General features: G+C 58.2%; 29 protein-coding genes and 1 tRNA gene. 5 read left to right on the top strand and 25 right to left on the bottom strand.

Going from position 1 to position 26,512, the window contains the following annotated elements; genetic code table 11:
- Positions 1–58: 58 nt before the first annotated feature.
- The 7 genes from AB7M29_RS12810 to AB7M29_RS12780 form a co-directional block, all read right to left on the bottom strand.
- On the bottom strand, positions 59–229 hold the full coding sequence (locus AB7M29_RS12810) for a hypothetical protein (protein WP_167344811.1): 171 nt from the start codon (positions 227–229) through the stop codon (positions 59–61).
- Between the two features lie 128 nt (positions 230–357).
- Positions 358–783 (bottom strand): glycine zipper domain-containing protein, encoded by a 426-nt coding sequence (locus AB7M29_RS12805; protein ID WP_030127952.1) that lies wholly within the window; start codon positions 781–783, stop codon positions 358–360.
- 186 nt (positions 784–969) lie between these two features.
- Entirely contained in the window at positions 970–1,335 is a 366-nt protein-coding gene (locus AB7M29_RS12800; protein WP_038979874.1) for a glycine zipper domain-containing protein, read from the bottom strand.
- Between the two features lie 345 nt (positions 1,336–1,680).
- Complete coding sequence (locus AB7M29_RS12795) at positions 1,681–1,875, bottom strand: hypothetical protein (protein WP_008072999.1); 195 nt, start codon at positions 1,873–1,875, stop codon at positions 1,681–1,683.
- Positions 1,876–2,096: 221 nt separating this feature from the next.
- Positions 2,097–2,417, bottom strand: coding sequence for a YbjQ family protein (locus AB7M29_RS12790; protein WP_038979872.1), 321 nt, complete (start codon positions 2,415–2,417; stop codon positions 2,097–2,099).
- A gap of 324 nt (positions 2,418–2,741) precedes the next feature.
- Complete coding sequence (locus tag AB7M29_RS12785; protein ID WP_123720815.1) at positions 2,742–2,924, bottom strand: hypothetical protein; 183 nt, start codon at positions 2,922–2,924, stop codon at positions 2,742–2,744.
- A gap of 330 nt (positions 2,925–3,254) precedes the next feature.
- A tRNA-Ser gene (locus tag AB7M29_RS12780) sits at positions 3,255–3,344 on the bottom strand.
- 308 nt (positions 3,345–3,652) lie between these two features.
- On the opposite strand from AB7M29_RS12780, the gene AB7M29_RS12775 reads away from it, so the two are divergent.
- The 3 genes from AB7M29_RS12775 to AB7M29_RS12765 all read left to right on the top strand — a co-directional run bounded on the left by AB7M29_RS12775 (position 3,653) and on the right by AB7M29_RS12765 (position 6,396).
- Entirely contained in the window at positions 3,653–4,342 is a 690-nt protein-coding gene (locus AB7M29_RS12775) for a crotonase/enoyl-CoA hydratase family protein (protein WP_052966975.1), read from the top strand.
- Between the two features lie 214 nt (positions 4,343–4,556).
- Positions 4,557–5,279 carry a 1-acylglycerol-3-phosphate O-acyltransferase gene (locus AB7M29_RS12770; protein ID WP_217858002.1) on the top strand — a complete coding sequence of 241 codons (723 nt, stop codon included), beginning with the start codon at positions 4,557–4,559 and terminating at the stop codon, positions 5,277–5,279.
- A 145-nt stretch (positions 5,280–5,424) separates the two neighbouring features.
- Positions 5,425–6,396, top strand: coding sequence for a magnesium and cobalt transport protein CorA (locus tag AB7M29_RS12765; protein ID WP_454246975.1), 972 nt, complete (start codon positions 5,425–5,427; stop codon positions 6,394–6,396).
- A gap of 115 nt (positions 6,397–6,511) precedes the next feature.
- Here the strand turns inward: AB7M29_RS12765 and AB7M29_RS12760 are convergent, their stop codons facing one another.
- The 3 genes from AB7M29_RS12760 to AB7M29_RS12750 form a co-directional block, all read right to left on the bottom strand.
- Positions 6,512–7,246 (bottom strand): amidotransferase, encoded by a 735-nt coding sequence (locus AB7M29_RS12760; protein WP_454246974.1) that lies wholly within the window; start codon positions 7,244–7,246, stop codon positions 6,512–6,514.
- 107 nt (positions 7,247–7,353) lie between these two features.
- Positions 7,354–9,498, bottom strand: coding sequence for a 3-hydroxyacyl-CoA dehydrogenase NAD-binding domain-containing protein (locus tag AB7M29_RS12755; protein ID WP_454246973.1), 2,145 nt, complete (start codon positions 9,496–9,498; stop codon positions 7,354–7,356).
- Between the two features lie 38 nt (positions 9,499–9,536).
- Positions 9,537–10,742 carry an acetyl-CoA C-acetyltransferase gene (locus AB7M29_RS12750; RefSeq protein ID WP_217858006.1) on the bottom strand — a complete coding sequence of 402 codons (1,206 nt, stop codon included), beginning with the start codon at positions 10,740–10,742 and terminating at the stop codon, positions 9,537–9,539.
- Positions 10,743–11,379: 637 nt separating this feature from the next.
- On the opposite strand from AB7M29_RS12750, the gene AB7M29_RS12745 reads away from it, so the two are divergent.
- Positions 11,380–12,201 carry a c-type cytochrome gene (locus tag AB7M29_RS12745; RefSeq protein WP_454248710.1) on the top strand — a complete coding sequence of 274 codons (822 nt, stop codon included), beginning with the start codon at positions 11,380–11,382 and terminating at the stop codon, positions 12,199–12,201.
- Between the two features lie 142 nt (positions 12,202–12,343).
- Here AB7M29_RS12745 and AB7M29_RS12740 read toward each other — a convergent pair whose 3' ends face one another.
- From AB7M29_RS12740 to AB7M29_RS12695, 10 genes are all read right to left on the bottom strand, one after another.
- On the bottom strand, positions 12,344–13,153 hold the full coding sequence (locus AB7M29_RS12740; protein ID WP_048394414.1) for a transglutaminase family protein: 810 nt from the start codon (positions 13,151–13,153) through the stop codon (positions 12,344–12,346).
- Positions 13,150–14,100 carry an alpha-E domain-containing protein gene (locus AB7M29_RS12735; protein WP_010456611.1) on the bottom strand — a complete coding sequence of 317 codons (951 nt, stop codon included), beginning with the start codon at positions 14,098–14,100 and terminating at the stop codon, positions 13,150–13,152. Before AB7M29_RS12735 ends, AB7M29_RS12740 begins: the two co-directional genes overlap by 4 nt.
- A 12-nt stretch (positions 14,101–14,112) precedes the next feature.
- Positions 14,113–15,522 (bottom strand): circularly permuted type 2 ATP-grasp protein, encoded by a 1,410-nt coding sequence (locus AB7M29_RS12730; protein ID WP_007902187.1) that lies wholly within the window; start codon positions 15,520–15,522, stop codon positions 14,113–14,115.
- A gap of 400 nt (positions 15,523–15,922) precedes the next feature.
- Positions 15,923–16,264 carry a ribonuclease E inhibitor RraB gene (locus tag AB7M29_RS12725; RefSeq protein WP_008005633.1) on the bottom strand — a complete coding sequence of 114 codons (342 nt, stop codon included), beginning with the start codon at positions 16,262–16,264 and terminating at the stop codon, positions 15,923–15,925.
- A 215-nt stretch (positions 16,265–16,479) separates the two neighbouring features.
- Complete coding sequence (locus AB7M29_RS12720) at positions 16,480–16,713, bottom strand: hypothetical protein (RefSeq protein WP_038979787.1); 234 nt, start codon at positions 16,711–16,713, stop codon at positions 16,480–16,482.
- A gap of 218 nt (positions 16,714–16,931) precedes the next feature.
- Positions 16,932–17,807 (bottom strand): polyamine aminopropyltransferase, encoded by an 876-nt coding sequence (gene speE / locus AB7M29_RS12715; protein ID WP_454246972.1) that lies wholly within the window; start codon positions 17,805–17,807, stop codon positions 16,932–16,934.
- Positions 17,808–18,096: 289 nt separating this feature from the next.
- On the bottom strand, positions 18,097–18,288 hold the full coding sequence (locus AB7M29_RS12710) for a PLDc N-terminal domain-containing protein (protein ID WP_007902193.1): 192 nt from the start codon (positions 18,286–18,288) through the stop codon (positions 18,097–18,099).
- An 83-nt stretch (positions 18,289–18,371) separates the two neighbouring features.
- Positions 18,372–18,902 carry a hypothetical protein gene (locus AB7M29_RS12705; RefSeq protein ID WP_217858009.1) on the bottom strand — a complete coding sequence of 177 codons (531 nt, stop codon included), beginning with the start codon at positions 18,900–18,902 and terminating at the stop codon, positions 18,372–18,374.
- Between the two features lie 150 nt (positions 18,903–19,052).
- Entirely contained in the window at positions 19,053–19,571 is a 519-nt protein-coding gene (locus AB7M29_RS12700; protein ID WP_217858010.1) for an ankyrin repeat domain-containing protein, read from the bottom strand.
- A 113-nt stretch (positions 19,572–19,684) separates the two neighbouring features.
- Positions 19,685–21,523: a long-chain-acyl-CoA synthetase gene (locus AB7M29_RS12695; protein WP_454246971.1), complete on the bottom strand. Its 1,839-nt coding sequence runs from the start codon at positions 21,521–21,523 to the stop codon at positions 19,685–19,687.
- A 354-nt stretch (positions 21,524–21,877) separates the two neighbouring features.
- Between AB7M29_RS12695 and AB7M29_RS12690 the strand changes: the two genes are divergently transcribed.
- The gene (locus tag AB7M29_RS12690) at positions 21,878–22,156 is read left to right on the top strand and encodes a DUF3509 domain-containing protein (protein WP_007898807.1); all 279 of its coding nucleotides are present in this window, start codon (positions 21,878–21,880) and stop codon (positions 22,154–22,156) included.
- 122 nt (positions 22,157–22,278) lie between these two features.
- Here AB7M29_RS12690 and mtnC read toward each other — a convergent pair whose 3' ends face one another.
- From mtnC to aroC, 5 genes are read right to left on the bottom strand one after another with little or no spacing between them, the layout of a single operon-like run.
- A complete protein-coding gene (gene mtnC, locus AB7M29_RS12685; RefSeq protein WP_454246970.1) occupies positions 22,279–22,962 on the bottom strand; it encodes an acireductone synthase in 684 nt (227 codons plus the stop codon).
- 4 nt (positions 22,963–22,966) lie between these two features.
- A complete protein-coding gene (locus AB7M29_RS12680; RefSeq protein ID WP_217858013.1) occupies positions 22,967–23,512 on the bottom strand; it encodes a 1,2-dihydroxy-3-keto-5-methylthiopentene dioxygenase in 546 nt (181 codons plus the stop codon).
- A 20-nt stretch (positions 23,513–23,532) separates the two neighbouring features.
- Positions 23,533–24,159 (bottom strand): methylthioribulose 1-phosphate dehydratase, encoded by a 627-nt coding sequence (locus tag AB7M29_RS12675; protein WP_454246969.1) that lies wholly within the window; start codon positions 24,157–24,159, stop codon positions 23,533–23,535.
- Positions 24,156–25,301: an MFS transporter gene (locus AB7M29_RS12670; RefSeq protein WP_217858015.1), complete on the bottom strand. Its 1,146-nt coding sequence runs from the start codon at positions 25,299–25,301 to the stop codon at positions 24,156–24,158. Before AB7M29_RS12670 ends, AB7M29_RS12675 begins: the two co-directional genes overlap by 4 nt.
- Before the next feature lie 34 nt (positions 25,302–25,335).
- Positions 25,336–26,427 (bottom strand): chorismate synthase, encoded by a 1,092-nt coding sequence (gene aroC / locus AB7M29_RS12665; protein WP_052963693.1) that lies wholly within the window; start codon positions 26,425–26,427, stop codon positions 25,336–25,338.
- Positions 26,428–26,512: the final 85 nt, after the last annotated feature.

The raw sequence follows: 26,512 nt of genomic DNA, 5'->3' as shown, positions 1-26,512 counted from the left end.
ACACGATAGGCGCGGTTCGATCAGAGGGACGATCGGTCGGCCCGACCACAACCCCCTGTCACTCGTCGTCTTCCTCATCGTATTCGTCGTACTCGATATTGCCCACATCGCCTGCGTCATCGGCATCGTTGAGCGGCACCGTGGCGTCGTCCATCAGAGACCCCGGATCTTCGTTGCCAGGATCGTTGATCGGACCTTCATCTTCCATGCCTTCGGTTTCCGGAGTCATGACATGCCTCGCAACGTTCAGGGGTGTATGACGTTCGAGGCGTCCTACGGGCAAACGTTCCTGAGTCCTACTGACAGAAACGAAAAACCCGGCGCTGGGCCGGGTTTCTACTCTAACTCGATATCGAGTTAGCGATGCTTGTACTTATTTTTATGCTTGTGTTTGTGTTTGCCGCCGCCGGAGTGCGAGCTGCCGCTGTCATTACCCAGGTTGCTGCCCACCGCGCCACCGGCTGCACCGCCCACGCCAGCGCCAATGGTTGAACCGGTGGAGCCGCCCAAACTATTGCCAATCACTGAGCCGCCCGCCGCGCCGATACCGCCGCCAACGGCTGCTTCTGTGCGGCTGCCCTTGCGCGCGCCGACCGCGCTGCCTGCCGCACCACCGACGCCAGCGCCAACCGCTGCTCCCGTGCTACCGCCTAGTTGACCGCCGACCACGTTACCTAACGCGCCGCCAAGACCACCGCCCACTGCAGCGGTGCCGTCACCGGCAGCCATTGCACCCTGAGCGACCAAAAGTCCTAAAACCACCGTGGACAATGTCAAACGCATGATATGAACCTCTAATTTCCGCATCGGGGGAAGAACGTGCCGCGGATAGGCCTCAGCCTGGCATGTTCGTCTATCGAACAGTAACGCAAATGCCGACTGTACGAGATTTGAGCCACATGCGAGAGAAACGTTCCAAAACGAAAAAGCCCGGCATCGAGCCGGGCTTTTTCAGCGGATCATTCAGGATCAGTGGCGCTTTTTGGACAGATTGCTGCCCACGCCGCCGCCCAATGCACCACCCAGGCCGGCACCGATGGTGGAACCTGTCTTGCCGCCCAGGCTGTTGCCGATCACCGAACCGCCCGCCGCGCCTACCCCGCCGCCAATAGCCGCTTTGGTGCGGCTGCCTTTGCGTGCTGCAACAGCACTGCCGGCTGCGCCCGCTACACCAGCACCAATTGCTGCACCTGTGCTGCCGCCCATTTTCTGACCGACCACATTACCCAGCGCGCCACCCAGACCACCACCGAGCGCAGCGGTGCCATCACCGGCAGCCATCGCACCTTGAGCAACCAAAAGGCCCAAAACCAGAGCAGGCAGTGTCAAACGCATAACGAGAACCTCAAAAAAGGGGGAAACCGAAAGGCCGGAGATTGAATGCTTTAGAGGAGGCAAAGTCCAGACACAAACACGGAACAACCTCGTCATTGGCGACGGTTGGACAGCATTTATGGAAAAGGTTTTATGACAGGCAAAAAAAAGCCCGCTGGGGAGACGGGCCAGGGTACTGCTTTCTAACGGATGAGCTGAGACTACGTAGACAGGTGTGAAAAGTTTGTGAAAAAAAAACTAGCGCTCGCAAAGTTTGTAGGACGTTTTCCCGCATTGCCGCCAAGCCACGCTACCCTTCAAAAACAAGAAACCCCGCTCAATGGCGGGGCTCGTACGAGTCACTGTTTACTTCCTGGAAGGCGCACCCAGCTTGGGCATGAATTTCGACTTCGGCCCTCGAGTTCGAGGCACTGTAGATTTGATTTTGTTGATTTTGATACGGTCTTCACCGAAGCTCGGCACATAGTCCGTCTGACCACACTGCACGCAATTATTGATTGGAAACTCCGCCCCGTCGTCTTCGATATACGGCTCAGTCATATCTTCGCTCCTCTCAAACGGGTCGATACCGGCAAGCCCTATTTGCCTGAAAAATATCGACCACCCAGGATTTTGAGACTAGTCGGTCATTCCCGGACTTGTGATTCAGATTGTTACGTGCCCGACGAATGGCCAGCGCTTGCTTCCTACAAAATCAGATGGCGAATAAACAGAACGCGCACGCCCTTGGCACGGTGCCCTCAAGATTTTTTGACGCCAACTTACCTCAGTTTGACCGCCGTCCCGGTCACAAACACCACCACCATTCCACCCTTGCCGGACGGCATGCTGATCTCATAATCGAGCCCTACCACTGCATCCGCCTGAAGCGCCCGCGCCCGCTCCTTGATCTCGTCGGTCGCCTGAATTCGCGCATCCTTCAATGCCCGCTCCAATGTCTGGGACCGCCCGCCGAAAAAATCCCGCATACCGGCGAACAGATCACGGATCACGTTAACGCCTTGCACCGACTCAGCGCTGACGATGTCCAGGTAAGCGGTGATTTGCCGACCTTCGATGGTGTGGGTTGTGGTGGTGATCATGAAATGTCCTTGTTCAGAGCTGTCGTCGATAGGGTGAAACGACGGGGAAAACGGCGCGAGAATTGAGTATAGAGATCGATTACCGTCGAGGGGGTTGGCAGTCTAACAGGAGGGCGGAATACGCCTGAAACACGGCTTTGGGGGCAGCTTGAAAAGGTCGTACCCGAAAAGCAGTTAAGTCCTACATATCGTTCGGAAGCCGCTCCCCGTTCGCGCATTGGAGCGGGAGCGTATTGTCTGGACGCTGCCTAAATAGTGGTTCGGATTTGGCGACTCGACGATAAATTTGCAGAAGCCTCCAGGTTGGGACTGGTGCCTGAAGTATTAGAGCAGCTTGATCAACACCGCAGTAACGGTAGCTACCGTACCAATCAACCCAATAGCAACGGCCACTGGATACCAAAAAGTATCACGGGTCATCTTGCCGGCCTCGGCGTTCAGCTTGCGCTGTTCAGCGATCAGTTTGACGATCTCCACATGAACCTTTTCCAGCTCTGCCTGTTTCATGGTCATTTCCTGCACAACGTGCGTACGTCCGTTCCGGATAATGGGGGCGCCATTTGCGCTGGCCTTTGATTCATTTTGCACCCTGGAGGCGCAAAACAAATACCCCTTCCAGAGATGGTTCATGTGAGGTGCTGAAACCTATGGAAGCACCCAACTGCCTAGCTTTCCAGCATTACTTCCCACACGCCTAGCACTTGTCCTACATCATTTTCGGACGCGTCTTTGCTGATGCGCCTGAGCCAGCGGCAGCCATGATTGAAAAATCCAGACACCAGAAACCACAAAACCCCTGATTTCTCTCGAAATCAGGGGTTTTGGTTACATCGAATTTGGCGGTGAAGGAGAGATTCGAACTCTCGATACAATTTCTTGTATACACACTTTCCAGGCGTGCTCCTTAAGCCACTCGGACACTTCACCGTATCTCTTCAAACATGTTCTGTCTGTCGAGGCGCGCTAATGTAGTCGAAAGCTTTTCTGATGGCAAACATTTTTTTCAGAATTTTCATGCGGTTAACGCCGTTATCCGTTTCGTGCCGTTCAAGGGCATGGCAAACCTGCCAATCTCCGGCTTCGCCTTTCCTTCTATATAGAAGCCAATGCGCGGCGGACGTGGCTGACTACGGCTGGCGGGCGGCGAAAGGGTGACTGGTGAGTCAGTCACGGCGCTTTACCTGGCCTACGGCGGTGGGTAACGTCTGCCCTACTTTATTAGAAGGATTGGCGTCATGAGTGAGTTGATTTCTTACCATCTCGAAGACGGTATCGCGACCCTGACCTTGAGTAATGGCAAGGTCAATGCCATCTCGCCGGATGTGATTGTTGCGTTTAACGCTGCGCTGGATCGAGCGGTGGCGGATCGGGCGGTGGTGATCATTACCAGTCAGCCAGGTATTTTTTCGGGTGGCTATGACTTGAAGGTGATGACGGCCGGCCCTAAAGAGGCTGTGGCGCTGGTGGCTGCCGGTTCGACCCTGGCTCGTCGCTTGCTGTCGCACCCGTTCCCGGTGGTTGTGGCCTGCCCTGGGCATGCGGTGGCCAAGGGTGCGTTTATTCTGTTGTCGGCCGACTACCGCATTGGTGTCGATGGCCCGTTCAGCATTGGTCTGAACGAAGTGCAGATCGGTATGACCATGCACCACGCCGGTATCGAGCTGGCGCGTGATCGTCTGCGCAAGTCGGCGTTTCATCGTGCGGTGATCAATGCCGAGATGTTCAATCCGCAGAGTGCTGTGGATGCCGGCTTCCTTGATGTGGTGGTGTCGGCCGAAGAGCTGCAAGGCGCGGCACTGGCGGCGGCTCGTCAATTGAAGAAGCTCAACATGACCGCCCACAAAAACACCAAGCTGAAAGTGCGCAAGGCACTGCTGGAGACGCTGGACAACGCGATCATCCTGGATCAGGAGCATATGGGCTAAGCCCTAACGCGTTGCACCGAAAAGCCCGACCGTCGTGTCGGGCTTTTTCTTGCGTGTTTGGTTTAAAACCTTACAACCGCTCTAGACCGCATCTGACCCATAAGTCGGAAACATGCGCTCAAACATCGGCTATCTCCCACTTCTATAGCGGCAATTGCCGAAAACAGTGCACATCCGTACACTGCGCCACCTTTTGTCCCGGTGGGCCCTTTAAATGCTGTTTGTGTTTCGTATGTTATTGATGGGCTTGCACTTTATTCTGGCCGGCGTGCTTGGAGTGATCCTCGGTCTATGCCGGCCGTTTAATCCGGACAATAGCCGTTTATGCGCACGTCTGTACGCGTGGCCGGCGATGTGCATTTTGCGTTTGCGGGTGAAGGCTGACGTCGGGCCATTGATGGATAAGCCTGACAGTTGCGTGATCATCGCCAACCACCAGTCCAACTACGATCTGTTTGTGTTCGGCAACGTAGTGCCCCGCCGCACCGTGTGTATCGGCAAGAAAAGCCTGAAGTGGGTGCCACTGTTCGGGCAGTTGTTCTGGCTGGCCGGCAATGTGTTGATTGACCGCGGCAATGCGCACAAGGCACGCCAGTCGATGCTAACCACGACTCACACCTTGCAGCATGAAGACACCTCGATCTGGGTCTTCCCGGAAGGCACGCGCAACCTCGGCGAAGAGTTGCTGCCGTTCAAGAAAGGCGCGTTCCAGATGGCGATTGCCGCGGGCGTGCCAATCGTGCCGGTGTGTGTCAGCAGTTACGTCAAACACATGCGATTGAACCGCTGGCGCAGTGGGAAGATTCTGATCCGTTCGCTGCCGGCGATTCCTACGGCTGGATTGAGTCTGGATGACATGCCCATGCTGATCGTCCAGTGCCGCGAGCAGATGCGCGAGTGCATCGACTCGATGGATCGGCAACTGCAAGCCGCCTGAAAGAAACCCGCCCTGTGCGGGTTTTCTTTTGCCTGCGAACTCTACAGATTTTGCTGACTCTCAAGCAGCAGACAAGGTTATGCTGAATCCTGCCTGGCACCGCCAGTCTTTACAGAAAGCGGCTAATAAGAAGTGAATCACCATCATGGGTAGAATCGTTGCTGCTGCGGTTTACAGCGCCGGTAAGAAAGTCACCAATATCACCCTCGACGAAGGCGCTGCCTGGGCTGCCAAGCCTGGCCACTTTGTGTGGATTGGCCTCGAAGAGCCGAACGCCCAGGAGCTGTTCAACCTGCAACGCCAATTCAACCTGCACGAACTGGCCATCGAAGACGCCCTGGAAAAACACAGCCGGCCGAAGCTGGAAACCTTCGGTGATGCCCTGTTCATCGTCACGTATTCGCCGATCCGCAATGAAGGCAAACTGGAGTTCATCGAGACTCATATCTTCGCCGGCAAGGGTTACATCATTACCGCTCGTAATGGTCACTCGGCGTCCTACGCCTATGTCCGACAGCGTTGTGAGGCACGGCCGCTGTTGTTGGAGCATGGGGAAGATTTCGTACTTTATGCCATCCTCGATTTCGTGATTGAAAACTACCAGCCGATGGGCGAAGCGATCCATGCCGAGATCGATGAGCTGGAACAAAACGTTATGTGCGGTTCCCTGAACGAGCGCGACATCCAGAAACTCCACAGCCTGCGCCGCGATGTATTGCGCTTGCGCCGATATGCGGCGCCGATGGTGGAGATCGGTGAAGAGTTGCAGAAACTGAGCTTCCCATTCATCGACAAGAACATGCGCCCGTATTTTCGCGATGTGCAGATCCATGTCACGCGGCAGATGGAAGACCTGACAACGCTGGCGGACATTGCCAGCCAGACCATCGAGGTCGGGGTATTGCTGGAGGCGTCACGGCAGAGCGTGGTGCAACGCAAGTTTGCGGCATGGGCGGCGATTCTGGCGTTCCCGACGGCGGTGGCCGGGATCTACGGGATGAACTTCCAGAACATGCCGGAGTTGAGTTGGCATTATGGGTATTTCGGGGTGTTGGGGTTCATCACCATTGGGTGTGTCGGTTTGTGGGCGAGTTTCAAGCGGTCTGGGTGGTTGTGAGACGGTGGGGTTTCAGTCAGAACCGGTTGCCCCCATTCGCGAGCAAGCCCGCTCCCACACTGGATTTTCGTCGTGACACAGATCCAATGTGGGAGCGGGCTTGCTCGCGAAGCTTTTAGCGTTTAACCGCTTCACCCTCAGGCTTATGCGCCACAAACCGCATCATCCACTCCGCAACGGTAGTGCCGTGATGCTCGTGTTCAAGACTCGCCATACCTTTCGCATAGATCTGCTCGCCCAGCGCTTCCTGACGAATATCCAACAATGCCCGTGAGTAATCGTGAATGAACTCAGGATGCCCCTGGAAGCACAGCACTTGATCGTTGATGTGGTACGCGGCGAACGGGCAGAAATCGCTCGAGGCGATGACCGTAGCGTTTTCCGGTAGTGCGGTGACCTGATCCTGGTGGCTGATCAGCAACGTCAACTCCTCCCTCAGCGGGCTCATCCATGGCGCCTTGGCCGCGAGTTTGTAGTTGTGGGTGCCGACGCCCCAACCCTGGGTCGCCCGCTCGCTCTTACCACCCAACAACAGCGCCAGCAATTGATGGCCGAAGCACACGCCCAACAGTTTGTCGCCGCGTTCGTACCGGTTCAGCAGGTACGTCTTGAGGGTTTGAATCCACGGGTCGGTGCCGAAGGAATCGGCCTTGCTGCCGGTGACCAGATACGCATCGAAGGTCAGGTCATCGCTGGGATAATCGCCCTGCATCACGTTGTACACGGTGAACTCGGCAGCGATGGGCTGCTGCGAAAACAGACGCTGGAACATCTGCCCGTAACCCTGATATTGATCGACCAGTTCCGGACGCAGGATGTCGGTTTCCAGAATGCAGATGCGTAACGACATAAAAAATACCTGACACATGAAGGGAATAATGCACACCCCAGAGCCTGCCTTGAAACACAGTGGCAAGGCAAGCCCCGGAGCGCGTCATCGGTCCCTTAGAACGCCCCTTAGAACAGCGCGTTTTTGGCGGCTTTCTCCAGCAGCAGCGCAGGCGGTGTGAAGCGCTCGCCGTACTGCTCAGCCAGGTACTGGGCGCGGGCGACGAAGTCTTTCACGCCGTACTGATTGATGAACTGCAGCGCACCGCCGGTCCAGACCGCGAAGCCGATGCCGAAGATCGAGCCAACGTTGGCATCCGCCGTCGAGGTCAGCACGCCCTCCTCCATACAGCGCACGGTTTCGATGGCTTGTACGAACAGCAGTCGATCACGTATGTCCTTCGGCGAAATCTGCCCATCGGCTTTCTCGAAACGGCTTTTCAGCTCAAGCCACAAATGCTTCTGCCCTGTGGCCGGGTAATCGTAGAAACCACCTCCAGCGGCCTTGCCCGGACGCTTGTATTCCTTGAGCAGCAAGTCAATCACGGCGAACGCCGGGTGCTCAATCAGGTTTTTTCCTTCTGCTCGCAGGTCTTTGGCGGTTTGCTCGCGGATATGGCTCATGAGGCTGAGGGAAACTTCGTCGGAGATCGCCAGAGGTCCGACAGGCATGCCGGCCTTGCGCGCTTCGGTCTCGATCATCGGCGCGCTCACGCCTTCGCCGAGCATGGCGATGCCTTCGTTGGTGAAGGTGCCGAACACCCGCGAGGTAAAGAAGCCACGACTGTCGTTAACCACAATCGGCGTCTTCTTGATTTGCAGGACGAAATCGAAACCGCGCGCCAGGGTTTCGTCGCTGGTATGGACGCCCTTGATGATTTCCACCAGCGGCATTTTCTCCACGGGACTGAAGAAATGCAGGCCGATGAATTTCGTCTGGTCCGGCACGGCATTGGCCAAGCCACTGATCGGCAAGGTCGAGGTGTTGGAGGCGATGACCGCGTCCGGGCCGACGACTGTTTGCGCAGCCGATGAGACCTTGGCCTTCAGTTCGCGATCCTCAAACACCGCTTCAATAATCAGATCGCAACCCGCTAAATCCGCATCGTTTTCGGTGGCATGGATTCGCGCCAGAACCGCCTCGCGCTGCTCCCGAGTTAGCTGACCACGCGCAACCTTCTTGTCCAGCAACGCCGCCGAGTGAGCCTTGCCCTTCTCTGCCGCGGCGAGGTTGATGTCTTTGAGCACCACGTCGATGCCGGCCGAGGCGCTGACAAACGCGATGCCCGCGCCCATCATTCCGGCGCCGAGCACGCCGACTTTCTTAGTCACATAAGGCGCTATGCCTTGGGGCCGCGAGCCGCCGGCATTGATCTCATTGAGCTGGAACCAGAACGTACCAATGAGGTTTTTCGACACCTGGCCGGTGGTCAACTCAGTGAAGTAGCGGGTTTCGATCAGGTGCGCCGTGTCGAAATCCACCTGGGCGCCTTCCACCGCAGCACAGAGGATTTTCTCCGGCGCGGGCAGGCAGCCTTGGGTTTTGCTGCGCAGAATCGATGGCGTGATGGCCAGCATCGGCGCGAGCTTCGGATCGGATGGAGTGCCGCCTGGGATCTGATAACCCTTCACGTCCCAGCGTTGCACAGCGACCGGGTGAGCGACAATCCACGCCCGCGCCTTGGCCATCAACTCATCGCGATCGGCTGCCAACTCGTCGATCAACCGCGCCTGTAACGCCTGTTGCGGCCGGATTTTCTTGCCTTCAAGCAGATACGGCAGAGCTTTTTCAATGCCCAGCATGCGAACCATGCGCACTACCCCGCCGCCCCCCGGCAACAGGCCAAGGGTGACTTCTGGCAGGCCCAGCAGTACCGACGGGTTGTCCAGCGCAACGCGGTGATGACAGGCCAGACAGATTTCCCAACCGCCACCGAGCGCCGCGCCGTTAATGGCGGCGACCACCGGTTTGCCGAGGGTTTCCAGGGTGCGCAGTTGGCCCTTGAGGGTCAGTACCATGTCGTAAAAGGCTTTGGCTTCGGGTTTGCCGACCTTGATCAGTTCATTGAGGTCGCCGCCGGCGAAGAAGGTCTTCTTGGCCGAGGTGATGATCACGCCGGCAATGGCGTCCTTGTCAGCGACCAGTCGGGCGACGCAGGTGGCCATGGCGTCGCGGTAGACCGCGTTCATGGTGTTGGCACTCTGGCCCGGCATGTCGATGGTCAGGACAACAATTTGGTCCTGACCCTTTTCGTAACGGATGGCTGGGGTCATGGCAATTTTCCTTGAGTCAGATTTTCTTAAAGTCATGCTCAGAGGCGTTCGATGATGGTGGCAATGCCCATGCCGCCGCCGACACACAATGTCGCCAGGCCATAGCGCAGGCGCCGGGTTTCCAGTTCATCGAGCAGCGTGCCGAGAATCGCGCAGCCGGTGGCGCCGAGCGGGTGGCCCATGGCGATGGAGCCACCGTTGACGTTGACCTTGTCGGGGTCGATGGCCATGTCCTTGATGAACTTGAGCACGACCGAGGCGAACGCTTCATTGACTTCGAACAGGTCGATGTCTTCGACCCGCAGCCCGGCCTTGGCCAGCGCCTTGCGCGTGGCCGGCGCCGGGCCGGTGAGCATGATGGTCGGGTCGGTGCTGGTGACCGCCGTGGCGACGATTCGCGCCCGTGGCTGCAAGCCCAGCGCCCGGCCCTTGGCCTCGGAGCCGATCAGCATCAGCGCCGCGCCATCGACGATTCCGGAACTGTTGCCCGGCGTGTGCACGTGGTTGATCCGCTCGATCTGGCTATAAACCCGCAATGCCGTGGCGTCGAAGCCCATTTGCCCGATCATTTCGAAACTCGGCTTGAGCTTGCCCAGGCCTTCCATCGTCGATTCAGCACGAATGAACTCATCGTGATCGAGCAGGATGATGCCGTTCTGGTCTTGCACTGGCACCAGCGACTTATTGAACGAACCGTCCGCCCGCGCCCGCGCTGCCTTCTGCTGGGAGTGCAACGCGAAGGCATCGACGTCCTGACGGCTGAAACCTTCAATCGTGGCGATCAGGTCCGCACCCACGCCCTGAGGCGTGAAGTGGTTGTGCAAATTGGTTTCCGGGTCCAGCGCCCAGGCCCCGCCATCGCTGCCCATGGGCACGCGGGACATCGATTCGACGCCACCGACCACCACCAGGTCTTCGAAACCGGAACGCACTTTCATCGCACCGAGGTTCACCGCTTCCAGCCCCGACGCGCAGAAGCGATTGAGCTGCATGCCGGCCACGCTGACGTCCCAATCGGCCACCTGCGTGGCGGTCTTGGCGATGTCGGAACCCTGATCGCCGATGGGCGTCACGCAGCCGAGCACCACATCATCAACCTGACTGGTGTCCAGGGATGTGCGCTGCTGCAGCGCCGTCAGCAGCCCGGCCACCAGATTCACTGGCTTGACGCTGTGCAAGGCGCCATTGGCCTTGCCTTTGCCACGGGGCGTGCGTAACGCGTCGAATATCAAAGCTTGGGTCATGACGTCCTCGAAACCTGATGGTGAATGAAGATCAAAAGATCGCAGCCTGCGGCAGCTCCTACGGGAGACCGTATGACCTGATCTTTATGCCCTCACCTTATGCCGAGCAGCCGTGGATTCAATGACCACAGCGCTCATTGGCGTTGACGGTCACGCTCAGACGAACGGTAGTCTGCTATCGGATAAACCAATTCAAGTCACCAAGCTGTCTAGCAAACGGGCGCCCAAGAAGCTGGCCATAAGCCTCATACCTTTTTAAAAGCTATGAGTGCTCAGCACATACGAAATGGATCTAAGCCAAGCGTGACGCGGGCCCTAAGGTAAACCTGTACGAAGTTGTCGTCGGGTTTTGCCGAGGCACTCGTCATACAAGGAAGTGCAGCGCTCTGCCGTCATGGAGATAGGCAGGCAGGCATCAGGAAATAACAAAAAAGGCGGTCAAGCCATGTTCAAGCATTCGAAAGTTCGTCAAGCCGGGCTCATTCTATTTGCCACTACACTGTTGTTGATTTTGCCGAACCTGACCAAGGTGATTGGCTGATCGAGCATCAGGGTTTTCATTTCGCCTGATAAAAATGTGATTGGCTCGCTACCCGGGTCAGCGTGGTTGTGCCAACCTTTGCGGCACTTCCACGACATGGACGGCGATCACTTGAAAGCGCTCACTCTATTTGGGGCCTTGCTGCTCAGCATGCCTCTGTCTGCCGCACAGCTGAATCTGGAGCTGGGCGCGAGTTCTCGCACCTGGCAGACCGAGCAATTGCTCAAGCATCCTCAGGTTCAGACCATCACGATCACTAACGACGTTTCCTACAAACGGGACATGAGCTATCGCGCCGTGCCGTTGGCGGCGTTGTTGACGGATATCAAGCCGGATGACCACCTGCAAGCCGTAGCCCTGGACGGTTTTGCCGCCGAACTGGCTGCCGCGCCGCTGCTCAATACCCAAGGCGCACGGGCCTGGTTGGCGATTGAGGACCCGGCCAAGCCTTGGCCGCCGCTGTCAGAGGACAAGCACAGTGCGGGGCCGTTTTATCTGGTCTGGACCGATCCACAAGCGGGCAACATCAGCCCCGAACAATGGCCGTTCGAAGTCGCCAGCATCAAGCGCATGGCCCCAGTGGCCGAGCGCTTCCCTGCCCTGCTGCCCGATCCTGCGCTGAAGGCGGACGATCCGGTGAACAAGGGCTTTGCGCTGTTTCAGAAGAACTGCCTGGCCTGTCATCGACTCAATGGCGCAGGGGATGCGCAGTTCGGGCCGGACCTGAATATTCCGTTCAACCCGACCGAGTATTTCGGCGCGGATTTCCTCAAGCGCTACATTCGTGATCCGCAGAGCTTGCGCCAGTGGCCGCAGGCGAAGATGCCGGCGTTCGCGACGACGGTGTTGCCGGAGGGGGATCTGGAATTGTTGATGGGGTATTTGAAGCATATGGCGGGGCGGAAGGTGAAGCCTTGATCGCTTGAGCCTTGTGCTGCCTGGACTGGCCGCTTCGCGAGCAAGCCCGCTCCCACATTGGTTCTCCTTTGTGTCACAAATTTTGTGCACGCCAAAGTTCTAATGTGGGAGCGGGCTTGCTCGCGAAGCGGTATCCCCAATCTTACTGCTGTTGGACGGAGATCACCGGCGCTGGCGTCGGTGAGACAAACACCTTCGCATGCATCTGCTCGCACCCACCGCCACGGCGCATGCCGCGCACCGGGCAGGCGTCGAGATAATCCAGGCCCACGGCCAGTTTCAGGTGACGCTCCGGGCGGGCCAGTTCGTTGGTTACGTCGAAGCTGTACCAGGCGTCATCCAGCCAGGCTTCAGCCCAGGCGTGACTGGCCAGGTGTTCGCTGTTCTCGCTGTACAAATACCCCGATACATAACGCGAGGGAATGCCCAGGCTGCGGGCGCAGGCGAGGAAGGCATGTGTGTGGTCCTGGCAGACCCCGGAACGCCCGGCGAAAGCCTGGGCGGCGCTGGTGTCCACTTCGGTGGAACCCGGCGTGTAGGTCATGTGCTGGTTCAGGCCATGCATCAAATCGATCAGCGCCGTACGATCCCGGCGTTGTTTGCAGGCCTTCTCGGCAAACGCGCGCAGGGCTTCGTCGGCTTCGGTCAGGCGTGTGAAGCGCAGGAACGGCAGCGCCGACTGGCTTTCATGCTCGGCTTCGCGCAGTTCGTCGATGTCCACCTGCCCTCGGGCCCCGATGATGATTGCCTCGTGGGGTTCGTCCAGGGTCAGCACATGCAGAATGTTGCCGAACGGATCGAGTTGCGCGCGCACCGGGCGTGGCAGGTCGAGCTGCCAGCTGAGCACGTGTTGGCGCTCGCTGTCATGGGGGGTCAGTCGCAGGTACTGGATGCTCGCCCGCACCTGATCTTCGTAGTGATAGGTGGTCTCGTGGCTAATGGAAAGTCTCATGCAGCCTCCAGGTAGGAACTGTGTATGGCGTTGCCCAACTGGCGCACCAGCGGGATGAACTCGGTCAGCCAGGCGTGCAGGCCTTCGTCGAGAATTTCGTTGATACCGGTGTAGCGCAGGCGTGCGTCCATTTCCGCGGCCAGGCGTTGCGCGGGACGGCCGTTGGCCCCCGGCAATTGGGCGAGGATCTGGTCGATTTCTTCGGTGCAGGCGCGCAGGGATCGCGGCACGTCGGCGCGCAGCAGCAACAACTCGGCCACATGTCGGGCACCAGGGGCGTCGCGGTAAATCTCGGTGTAAGCCTCAAACGACGACAAGGCCCGCAGCAAGGCGCTCCACTGGTAATAGGCGTGAGCCGTGCCGTCGCTGACTGCTTCGGCCTGATCGCCGGCCATTTCGTAACGAGCGTCGAGCAGGCGCAAAGTGTTGTCAGCCCTTTCGATAAAGGTGCCCAGACGAATGAAGCGGAACGCGTCGTTACGCATGATGGTGCCGTAGGACGCGCCTCGGAACAGGTGGGAACGTTCCTTGATCCACTCACAGAAACGGCTCATGCCGTAGCGACTCAAGCCTTGCTCGGCGATCCCGCGAATTTCCAGCCAGGTGGCGTTGATGTTTTCCCACATGTCGGCGGTGATTCGCCCACGCACCGCGTGGGCGCTGGCTCGCGCGGCACCGAGGCAGCTGTAGATGCTCGCCGGGTTGGCCGCATCCAACGCGAAAAAATGCAGCAGCCGTTCGGCATGCAGATCGCCGTGACGCTCCAGGTAATCGTCCAGAGTGCCGGTGATCAGCAACGGCATGGCGAGTTCGTGCAAGCCGTCGCCACGACCGTCCTGAGGCATCAGTGACAGCGAATAACTGATGTCGAGCATCCGTGCGAGGTTTTCGGCCCGCTCCAGGTAACGCGACATCCAATACAGATCCGAGGCAGTTCTACTTAACATGGCAGGCTTCCTTCAATCCTCGACCACCCAGGTGTCCTTGGTTCCGCCGCCCTGGGATGAGTTCACCACCAGGGAGCCTTCGCGCAAGGCGACACGGGTCAAACCGCCGGGCACTACCCGGGTTTCGCGGCCAGACAATACAAACGGACGCAGGTCGATATGGCGTGGAGCGATGCCGTTTTCGACAAAGGTCGGACAGGTCGATAAAGATAACGTCGGTTGGGCGATGTACGCGTGGGGCTTGGCTTTGATCCTCTCACGGAAAGATTCGATTTCCGCTGCCGTCGCCGCCGGCCCCACCAGCATTCCGTAACCACCGGAGCCTTGGGTTTCCTTGACCACCAGTTCTGGAAGATTGGCCAGCACGTGGGACAGTTCAGAGGGATTACGACACTGCCATGTAGGCACGTTCTTCAGGATCGGCTCTTCATCCAGGTAGAAACGAATCATGTCCGTGACGAAGGGATACACCGACTTGTCGTCCGCGACCCCGGTGCCGATGGCATTCGCCAGCACCACATTGCCGGAGCGGTAGGACGACAGCAGTCCTGGAACACCAAGCATCGAATCCGGGTTGAACGCCAGCGGATCAAGGAACGCATCGTCGAGGCGACGATAGATCACGTCGACGGCTTTCGGCCCGTCCGTGGTGCGCATGAACACCTTGTCATCGCGCACGAACAGGTCCGCGCCTTCCACCAGTTCAACGCCCATTTCCCGGGCCAGAAACGCATGCTCGAAAAACGCGCTGTTGAAGCGCCCCGGCGTCAGCACTACCACGCTCGGGTTGTCGATCGGGCTGGAGCTTTTCAGGGTGTCGAGCAACAGGTTCGGATAGTGGTCGATCGGTGCAATGCGCTGGGCCGCGAACAACTCGGGGAATAATCGCATCATCATTTTGCGGTCTTCGAGCATGTAGCTCACGCCGCTGGGTGTACGAAGATTGTCTTCGAGCACGTAGTACGTGCCGTCGCCATCGCGCACCAGGTCGACGCCGGAAATGTGCGAATAGATATCGCGGTGCAGATCCAGCCCTTGCATCGCCAACTGGTATTGCTCGTTGGCCAGCACTTGCTCGGCAGGAATGATGCCGGCCTTGATGATGCGCTGCTCGTGATAGAGGTCGGCAAGGAACATGTTCAATGCCTTGACCCGCTGAATGCAGCCGCGCTCGACGACCCGCCATTCACTGGCGGGGATACTGCGGGGAATGGTGTCGAAGGGAATCAGGCGCTCTGTCCCCTGCTCATCACCATAGAGCGTGAATGTAATCCCGGCACGATGAAATAACAGATCGGCCTCGCGTCGCCGTTGTGCCAAAAGCTCGTCAGGCGTTTCGGCCAGCCAACGGGCAAACTCCCGATAATGCGGGCGGACCTGGCCGCCGGCATCGTACATCTCATCAAAATAGGTGCGGATCATGCCGTACTCCTTGTCACCCGGACATCCAAGCCTTCGCAAGGCCCGTGCCATCGGCATAAACGCTTTGATATCAATCAGTTGGATAATGGCGTTGTATGCACCGCACCAATCCTGTGCGGTAAATGCCCCAACCTGATCGCCCCCGCTTCATGGCGAAGCAATGCTGTCGCCTATCTGCAGCATAGTCAGAGTTGATTTCACTGCCCGGGGGGCGGTGCGGATAATCGACGCATTCGCTGGAAACCTTATTGTTCTTCCCTTTTAGCCGCCTGTTCAGGTGGCTTTTTTTGCGCTTTTGAAACGTTATGAATCAAAAGCACGATCAAGAGATTCAAACCGCGAAACGAAAACGGCCAACCCAAAGGTCAGCCGTTGCTGAGTGTTGTCACTGTTCATAAAGTTATGCGAGTAGCCCTCGTACCTCCTGCTTGACGCCCCATCCCTCGATGATACCGCCCAGAGGCTCGACCACCGCCTCGAAGTCCTGTTCAAAGTCGCCGATCCCGTCGTAGGTGGCGTACATCACTTTGCTCAGTTCCAAATGCCACGCGCCGTCGTCGCGCACGCTGATCTGGGCATTCAAGGATTCACCACTGAAATGACCTGCCGCCCTGCGTGCCCGCTCCTCGTCCGGGAAAATGGCGTAGAACTCGATGGGGTGGAATCGTGAAAAGTCGAAACCGCCTTCTTTCATGCGGCGCAGCACGCTGCTGCTGATGTCTTCTTGATAGGCTGTGCTCATGAAACGTCCCCCTCAGACTGATGGATAGACTTTCCGTATTCCCTGCACTTTCAACCGATTGGTGAAAGTGATACGGCAACAGAGGTTGCCGACGGGAAACAAGCATGTAGCTGACAAGACCAGACCTTAGCGAGTCATTCGCTGATCTCGCTTGCAGAGTAGCCCCAAGATAGAGCTGCTGCCAAGGTCTGGTTGTGAATGTGACAGGAGGTGTATCAGATCGGGGTAATACTGATGATTTCAATGCTGTTCTGGGATTTCAGACTTTTGACGGTCGGATCATCGGTACGACCCTCCAGATCATTGAGATCCAGTTCGGCAGCGACCGGCAGGCACCGGGCGCGAATGAGCTTGGCGGCTTGCTCGCTGTTCGGGCATTCCTCGCACTCGAAGAGTTCGTCCACTGTTTCACCGTGATCATCCACGAAAGTGATTTTCCACTTTTGCATCGGTGCCTCCTCGATAAAACCCATGGATGGGCTTACAAGTATCTGGACTTTTGCGCTGACTGATCGTTCAAACGAATTGCGGTGTTCTGACAGGAAAAACAAGACCCCTTGTGGGAGCGGGCTTGCTCGCGAAAGCGGTGATTCAGTCAATATGCATGTCGACTGAATCACCGCTTTCGCGAGCAAGCCCGCTCCCACAGGGGAGTTGTGTGCAACCTTTAGTCGTTGCTGGGTTTGTTCACCGCTTGCAGTACGTATTGCGGCAAGGCGAACGCACCGATGTGGATTTCCGGGTTGTAGTAGCGGGTGATGATGCCGCTGCCGGCGAACCGCTGTTGCAGGGTTTCGCGGGACAATTTGCGATAGGCGGTATTGGTTGCGCCCCAAGCGAAGGTCATCGCGCCGCCGATGTAGGTCGGCACGGCCGCCTGATAGAAGTGCCAGTCCGGAAACAGGCTGCGCAGACGGCCGGCGGTGGTTTTGACTTCTTCGATTTGCATGAACGGCGTGCCATTCTGGGTCACCAGGATGCCGCCTTCGTTCAGGCAGCGACGGCAAGCCTGGTAGAAGTTTTCGGAGAACAGCACTTCGCCCGGGCCGATCGGGTCGGTGGAGTCGGAAATGATCACGTCGAACTTTTCGGTGGTGGTGGCGACGAAACGCATGCCGTCGTCGATCACCAGGTTCAGGCGTGGATCATCGAACGCCCCCTTGGAGTGATTCGGCAGGAATTCCTTGCACATGTCGACCACGGTGCCGTCGATCTCGACCATGGTGATGTGCTCGATGCTGCGGTGCTTGGCCACTTCACGCAGCATGCCGCCGTCGCCGCCGCCGATGATCAGCACGCGCTTGGCAGTGCCATGAGCGAGGATCGGCACGTGGGTGAGCATTTCGTGGTAGATGAATTCGTCGGCTTCGGTGGTCTGGATCACGCCGTCCAGTGCCATTACCCGGCCCATGCGCGGATTCTCGAAGATCACCAGGTGCTGGTGTTCGGTGCGCACTTCGTGCAGCAGTTTTTCCATGCGAAAACGCTGGCCATAGCCTTCGTAGAGGGTTTCCAGGTACTCGCTGGTTAGAGTATTGCTCATGGGAAGTGCTCCGTGAATGCGGGTGGCAACGGACGGTTACCCGCCCATGACGGCCAATTGATCGCCTCGATCGACCGGGAAAGACGCGCATTCTATGTCGCGGAACATGACAGGTCGAACGTTCCCCGAGCGAACATTATTCTCAAAGGCTCGATGAACCAATGTGGGAGCGGGCTTGCTCGCGAAAGCGGCTTATCATTCAACATTGATGTCGACTGACAGTCTGCATTCGCGAGCAAGCCCGCTCCCACAGGGTCCGGCGTTCCTACAGGGGAAAAGTGTCAGTCTGTCAGATCCGCACATTGCCTCGCGGCCCGGCGATGGCCCAGATGATCAGGCCCAGGACCGGCAGCAGGAGGATCAATAGCACCCAGATGATTTTCATCCCGGTTTCGGCGCCACTTTTAAGCACGTTGATGATGGCCCAGATATCCAGGGCAAGAATAATCAGACCGACCAGGCTGTTGAACGTGGAACCCATGGTGACGCTCCCGAAGAGTGGTATGCACTCTTAGGATAGTCGGGCCTTGCGAGGGTTCCGTTTTATTACCGTTCTAGACAGCTTCAGACATGGATCGCCACTTTCAGGGCTTCCAGGGCGGGCGCGGCGGCGATGCCGACTTCGGCGCACAATTCGAGAACCCGTGGCACGTCATTACCGTAGACCAGCACCACTTGCAGTTCATCGTCGAGCAACTGGCTGAAGTTCATCAGCGTGTAACCGCCGTTTTCCTTGTTCATGCTGCTCATCTGCACCTGAATGCGATTGAGCGCCGTCAGGGCTTCGGTCTTGGCCAGCTGCTTGGGTTTGATGTTGAAATCGACGCTGGGACCGAACGAAGCGACGATCTGCGCAAACAGGTCCATGTAGGTGTCAGCCTGGAACAGCACGGTTTCCGGCAAGCTGCCGACGACCACCCACTCACCCAACGAAATCGGGAAGGTTTCGTCGTAGTTGATGTCCGGATTGGCCGCCAGAAAAGCCTCTGGATCGGCGTAAGCCTGAGCCGCTTCGTCAGCGACTTTCAGGATTTCGTCATCGCTCATGCACCCGGAGCTGATTTTGCTGATGAGTTCGACGAGTGCGGCTTTCATGAGGTGGATCCTGTAGCGAGGGAGATTTGAGGGCGCGAAGGATAGCGCAGGTTAAACGCAAAGACGAAAAGATCGCAGCCTTCGGCAGCTCCTACATTGGCATGACGTGCGCGCTGTAGGGCTGCCGAAGGCTGCGATCTTTTAATGTTATCAGCCGAGCAGTTTTTGCAGCTGAGCCGTGGTATCCACCGCGCCCATGGTTTTGGCCGCGTCCAGCGCGGATACGCCGTTGGCATCCTTGGCTTTCGGATCGGCGCCTTTGCTGATCAGGTAGTCGACGATTTCGACGCGGTTGAACATCGCCGCCATCATCAATGCAGTGCGACCGTCGAAGGACGAACCTTCCACTTGCGCGCCACCTTCCACCAACGCCTTGACCACCGCCAGATCACCCTTGAACGCCGCGCCGGCAATCGGGCTCTGGCCGTTGTCGTTGCGGATTTCCGGATCGGCCTTGTGCTCGAGCAGGACTTTTACCGTCTCGACATGGCCGTGGTACGCAGCGAGCATCAGCAAGGTATCGCCCTTGTGGTTGCGCAGGTTCGGCGGCAAGCCCTTGGTCAGCAGCGCAGCCATCATGGCCGCATCGCCCTCGCGCGCTTTGTTGAACACCTGTTCGGCAAATTCGGCAGCCTCTTCGGGTGTCATCTGGCGGCTTTTGTCTGACATTGGGGACTCCACATTCGGTCAATCGGAAAAGCCGATAGTTTCCCGAGCGCTCCGGAACCTGTCACTTCTTTTTTCTCATGGAAAGCCATAGCCACATTTAATAAGAGCCACATTCAATAGCGGTACCTGCCACAGTGAATATCCGCCAGCACCTGCTCGGTGACTTGCACATAAGTCTGGGTGCCCGGCAACCAGGCGTAGATCGGGTCATCGCCGGTTTTGTTCGGGTCGAAGGCTTCGTCCTTGAGTCGGGTTTTCTGGTATTTGAAGGTCCCGGTGGTTTCCATTTTCACTTTCACCCGTAGGAAAAGTGGCACCGCATAGGCAGGCATTTGCTGCCTGGCGAAAGCCAGCAACTCGCTGAAATCCAGGGTCGCCAGGGATTCAGCCGGCGTGATTGCAGCCATCCCGGCACGTCCGTTGGTGTTGTGGATTTCTACGCCATAAGCCACGGCTTCGGCGATCTGCGGGTGTTGCAGGAGGATGTTCTCGACCTCGGTGGTCGAGACGTTTTCGCCCTTCCAGCGGTAGGTGTCGCCCAAACGATCGACAAACTGGGCGTGGCCAAACCCGATGTTGCGCAGCAAGTCACCGGTATTGAAGTAACGGTCGCCCTTCTTGAACACGTCGTGGAGCACGACTTTGGCGGTCTTCTGCGGATCGGTGTAGCCGTCCAGCGGCGCCTTGTCGTCGATCCTCGCCAGCAGCAAACCCTGCTCGCCCTTGGCCACTTTGCGCATGAAGCCCTTGGCATCACGGGTGGGTGCACCGCTGTCGTGGTCGTACGCCACCAGTTCCCAGGACATCAGGGAAAAACCGATGGTGTTGTCGAAGTTGAGGATATTGGTGAAGCCGATATTGCCGTCGCTGGCGGCGTACAGCTCGCAGATATGGTCAACGGCAAAACGCGTCTTGAACTCGCTCCACGCGCCGGGGCGCAGACCATTGCCGATCATCTTCGTCACGCTGTGCCGACTGTCATCGACGCTGCGCGGTTGATCCACCAGGTAGCGGCACAATTCGCCGACATAACCGAGGGTGGTCGCCCGGTATTTGCGCACGTCGCTCCAGAACTGGCTGGCGCTGAACTTGCGGCGGATGGCAAACCCCGACGCCCCGCTGATTGCCGAGCCCCAGCACACGCAGAGCCCGGTGGCGTGGTACAGCGGCAAGGTGCAATAGACGACGTCCTGCGGCTGCATATCCAGGGCAATCAGCCCGAAGCTGGCGGAACTGCGCATCCAGCGGCCATGCTTGAACACCCCCGCCTTGGGCAACCCGGTGGTGCCCGAGGTGTAAATGTAGAAACAAGGATCGTCGAGAAAAACCTGCTGACTGCTGACGGGGTTATCGCTGCACGCTTCGGTGCTGACCCTCATCAGGTTGATGAAGCCATCGGGCGAATTGCCCGGGTCGCGATAAGTGTCTTGATCGGCGACAAACCAGGTGCGCGCCGCGTCGATGGACACCCGCTCGCGGACCGCATTGAAGGCCGGAACCAGCTCTTCTCCGACCACGATCGCCACCGGCGCCCCCAGGTTCAGGCTATGGGCCAGGGTATCGCGGGTCTGGGAGGTATTGAGCAAGGCGCTGATCGCGCCGACCTTGGCCACCGCCAATATCGTCACCAATAGTTCCGGACGATTTTCGATAAAGATCGCCACCACATCGCCCTTGCCGATGCCTTGGGCTATCAAATGATAGGCGATGCGATTGGCCCACTGATTGACCTGTGCATAAGTGAGCGCTACCTCGCCCTGCAGCAAGGCCGGACCATCGGGATTACGCAATGTCGCCTGCTCGAAGCTCCAGCCAAGGCCGCACGGTTGGGTCGGGTCCTTGACGTTGGCGGCTTTCATGCCCTTCACCACGCGGGGAATGGCTTTGGCAATGGAAGGCAGCTTGCGGAGCATCATGCCCCAGGTAATCGTGTCGTTCAGCGTGCGGCTCATGGTGCTCCCGTTCGATCTTCTTATTGTCGGGTGGCGTTGATTGAGGCCGAAAATACGTCAGCGGTTCTTGCGCTGTACACGCAGTTTTTGAAATGTTTTGTATCCGCGACTGAAGCGTTCAGACCGAAGATCGAAAAGCGGAACCCTGGCGTTGTGATTGGTTCCATCGAATCGATGCCGACCACGCAAAATGCAGGATGCACGATGACCATTCATGCAGATTGCACGAAAGCACAAAAACACAATTTTATTAACTTATTGATTTATATGAATTTTTAAAAAATAGGGCGCTGGCACAATCACTGCAACTACCTCTCCATGTTGCCCTTCAAAGCACTCACGGAGCTGATAGACATGAGCCTGATCCAGGAAAAATTTTCGTCGCTGTTCTCCAACTTCGAAGTGACCACCCAGCCACGGCCTGACGGCGGCATTCTGCTGACCCTTCGCAGTACGGACGGCAAAGTCTTCAAACGTTCGATTTCCTACCAGCAATTGCATGCCGGCGATCAGCTGTCATGGGTGATTAGCGCGATACGTCGTGACGTCGCCGAACAGGCCAGCGAACTGCCGCAGATCTCCATGCTGCAAAGCCAGCAACGGTTCGCCTTGCCGACCTATCACTCGGTTTAAAAGCACAACGCTACAAACAAACAGGCCGTGAGAGCTTTCGCTTCACGGCCTGTTTTGTTTTCTGGAGCGTAATCCATGTGGGAGCGAGCCTGCTCGCTCCCACATGTTATGTGCGTTGATCTTTAAAAAGTGGAAGGATTTATCCGCGCAAAGCTGTCGACGGTCACATGCCCTGCCAGTTCTCCACCCTCACGGGCCAAGCCACAGGTTGCCATCCCGGCCGCCTGCGCGGCATCCAGCTCTTGAACGATGTCGGACAGAAACAGAATCTGCGAAGCCTCGACGCCAATTGCCTGGGTAATGCGCTCGTAGGACTGCGCTTCGCGCTTGGGCCCTGAGGTGGTGTCGAAATGGCCGCTGAACAGTGGCGACAAATCCCCCGCGTCCGAGCAACCGAAGATCAGTTTTTGCGCCTGAATCGAGCCCGAAGAATACACAAACAGTTGATAGCCTTCCTGATGCCAGCGCTTGAGCGCTTCAACGGCATCCGGGTACACGTGGCCTTTCAACTGCCCGACCTGATAACCCTGCTCCCAGACCATGCCTTGCAACGCCTTGAGTGGCGTGGCCTTGCGGTCTTCGGCGATCCACCCCAGCAGGATTTCGATGACCCGTTCGACGTCGGCTTGCGGCTCACCGCTGTCACGCCGAACAGCGGCGAGCTGCTCGGCAACGTCGGCGCGTTCGGCGTTTTCGCGAACGAAATCCGGTAGGTGTTTGGCCGCGTAGGGAAACAGCACGTCGAACACAAAACTCACCGCACTGGTGGTGCCTTCGATGTCGGTGAGAATCGCTTTGATCGGCATCGACTCAGTCCTCGAGACGCGGGAAGCGGCTGGCGATGTCATCGCCGGTGAAACTGGCCACCCAGCCTTCGGGGTTGTTGAACAGTCGGATTGCGACAAAATGCGGGTGCTCGCCCATGTCGAACCAGTGCTTTGTGCCGGCCGGCACCGAGATCAAGTCGTTTTTCTCGCAGAGCACGGCGTAGACGTAATCGCCGATGTGCAGGCTGAACAAGCCACGGCCGGCGACGAAAAATCGTACTTCGTCTTCAGCATGGCGGTGTTCATCGAGGAACTTGGCGCGCAACTCGGCTTTTTGCGGGTGATCGCTGTTCAGGCTGATCACGTCGACAGTGATGTAACCGCGCTCGGTCATCAGCTTGTCGATTTGCTCCTGATACGCGGCGATCACTTCTTCATGGCTGGCGCCGGGCTGGATTTTCGCCGTGGCTTGCCAACGGTCGAAGCGCACGCCCTGCTCGGCCAGGGTCGAGGCAATGTCCTCGAGGTGGGTCAGGACTTTGTTCGGTATTTCAGGGCTGGAGACGTGATAAACGGACAGGCTGCTCATCTGGGCAACTCCTTAACGGTTCATGCTTTATGGTTCGAGAGCGAGCGCGTCTTCAACTCGCACTCGAACAAAAATTCAAAGGCCTCGATCTGCCGCAGCGCGTCGCTCATGCGCGCGCCCCACGTGTAGAGGCCATGGCCGCGGATCAGGTAGCCGACGCAATCGGGGTGGGCATCAAGCCAAGGCTGCACCTTGGCGGCCAGCCGTGCAATGTCCTGATCATTGTCGAAAATCGGCACGCGCACCCGGGATTCGTGGGTCGAGACGCCGCTGAAGGCTTTTTGCAGTTCGTAGTCTTCGAACTCGATGAAGTCTTCCGGCGTCAGGCGCGACAGCACCGTGGCATTCACCGAATGGGTGTGCAGCACCGCGCCAATCTCCGGGCGCCAGCGGTAGAGCTGAGTATGCAGCAGGGTTTCGGCGGACGGTTTTTTGCCCGGCTCCAGGCTATTGCCCGACAGGTTGGTGGCCAGCACATCATCCAGGCTCAACTGGCCTTTGTGCTTGCCAGACACCGTCAGCAAGGCTTCGGTCGGCGACAGGCGGGTCGAGTAATTACTGCTGGTGGCCGGCGACCAGCCACGCCCATACAGAAATCGCCCGGCGTCGATGATTTCCTGGGCGAGGTGTTCACGGGTAAGGCTCATGGCCTGTCCTCTTGCATACGTGTTGCAATGATAACGGCAGCGGCGAAGGCTGCGAGGCTGGCAATACTAAAGGTCAATGTGGCGCCGAGGGCATTCCAGCTATAGCCGGAGTACAGCGCGCCCAGTGCACCGCCAGTGCCGGCCAGCGCGGCATACAACGCTTGGCCCTGTCCTTGCTGACGCGCGCCGAAGCTACGTTGCACGAACTGGATGGCAGCCGCGTGAAAGCTGCCGAAGGTTGCGGCGTGCAGCACTTGGGCAAACAGCAGCACCCAGAGAAACTCGGCAAACGAACCGAGCAACAACCAACGCAACGCCGCCAGCAGGAAACTCGCCAGCAGCACTCGGCGCACCGAGAAACGCGTAAGGATTTTGCTCATGGCCACAAACATCAAGACTTCGGCAACCACGCCGACTGCCCAGAGCATGCCGATCAGCCCGCGACTGTACCCGAGTCGCTCAAGGTGCAGGGTCAGAAAGGTGTAATACGGCCCGTGACTCATCTGCATCAGCGCCACGCAACCGTAGAACGCCAATACCCCGGGGTTGCGCAATTGCTGGAGGAATCCCTCCCCCGCCAACCGTTCACTCTGAATCGGTTGCGCGTTAGGCACCCATAAACTGCTGACGACGATCCCGGCCATGATCAGCACCAACGCCACCGGATAGATGTCCAGGCTGAGCCATTCGAACATCCGTCCGAGGGCGACCACGGTGATGATGAAACCGATGGAACCCCACAGGCGAATCTGACTGTAGCGAGATGTCTGGCCGTTCAAGTGCGCCAGGGTGATGACTTCGAACTGCGGCAATACCGCGTGCCAGAAGAACGCGTGCAAGGCCATGACCATCGCCAGCCAGGCGTAGCTTTTGCTGACGAAAATCAGTGAGAAGGTCAGCAGCGTACAGACCGCGCCGAACCGCACGATGGCCAGCCGTCGCCCGGTGTAGTCACCGAGCCAGCCCCAGATATTCGGCGCCACGCAGCGCATCAGCATCGGGATCGCCACCAGTTCGCCGATGCGCGCACTGGAAAAGCCCAGGTGATCGAAGTACAGCGCCAGGAATGGCGCTGTCGAACCGAGCAAGGCGAAATAGAACAGATAGAAACTGGAAAGCCGCCAGTACGGAAGCGCCGCCATGGTCGTCAGACCCCGGCGGCCATAAGGTCAGCCATTAAAGCTGACCCAGCACCGGAGTGCTCACGCGCACATTGAGGTTCTGCCCGCGGTGACGCAGCAAGTGATCCATCAACACGATGGCCATCATCGCTTCGGCAATCGGTGTGGCGCGGATGCCGACGCACGGGTCGTGACGGCCCTTGGTGACGACCTCAACCGGGTTGCCATGGATGTCAATGGAACGGCCCGGCGTGGTGATGCTCGAGGTTGGCTTGAGCGCCAGATGCGCAACGATCGGCTGACCGGACGAGATGCCACCGAGAATGCCGCCGGCGTTGTTGCTGAGGAAACCTTCCGGGGTCATTTCATCGCGGTGTTCGGTACCACGTTGGGCGATGCTGGCAAACCCGGCACCGATTTCCACGCCTTTGACCGCGTTGATGCTCATCAGCGCGTGGGCCAGTTCGGCATCGAGACGGTCGAAGATCGGCTCGCCGAGGCCAGGCATCACGCCTTCGGCAACCACGGTGATCTTCGCACCGACCGAATCCTGGTCGCGACGCAACTGGTCCATATAGGCTTCCAGCTCCGGCACTTTGTCCGGGTCAGGGCTGAAGAAAGCGTTTTCTTCCACCGAATCCCAGGTCTTGAACGGAATTTCGATCGGGCCGAGCTGGCTCATGTACCCACGAATGACGATGCCCTGGGTGGCCAGGTACTTTTTCGCAATCGCCCCTGCCGCCACGCGCATGGCGGTTTCACGGGCCGAACTGCGACCGCCGCCGCGGTAATCACGCTCGCCGTATTTGTGGTGGTAGGTGTAGTCGGCGTGGGCCGGGCGGAACAGATCCTTGATCGCCGAATAGTCCTTGGACTTCTGGTCGGTGTTGCGGATCAACAGGCCGATGGCGCAACCGGTGGTGCGGCCTTCAAACACGCCGCTGAGGATTTCGACTTCGTCGGCTTCCTGGCGCTGGGTGGTGTGGCGGCTGGTGCCGGGCTTGCGGCGGTCCAGGTCGCGCTGCAGATCCTCAAGGGAAATCTCCAGGCCCGGCGGGCAGCCATCGACAATGGCGACCAACGCCGGACCATGGCTTTCGCCCGCGGTGGTGACAGTGAACAGCTTGCCGTAGGTATTGCCGGACATGCGGGACGCTCCGTGAAATCGAAACTAAAATACGTAATGCGCGCCAGTATACGCAGGCTACCCGACTAGTTCATCCTCGAACCTT

The sequence above is a fragment of the Pseudomonas sp. F-14 TE3623 genome (assembly GCF_053629015.1).
This window is presented reverse-complemented; position numbering and strand designations above follow the sequence as displayed.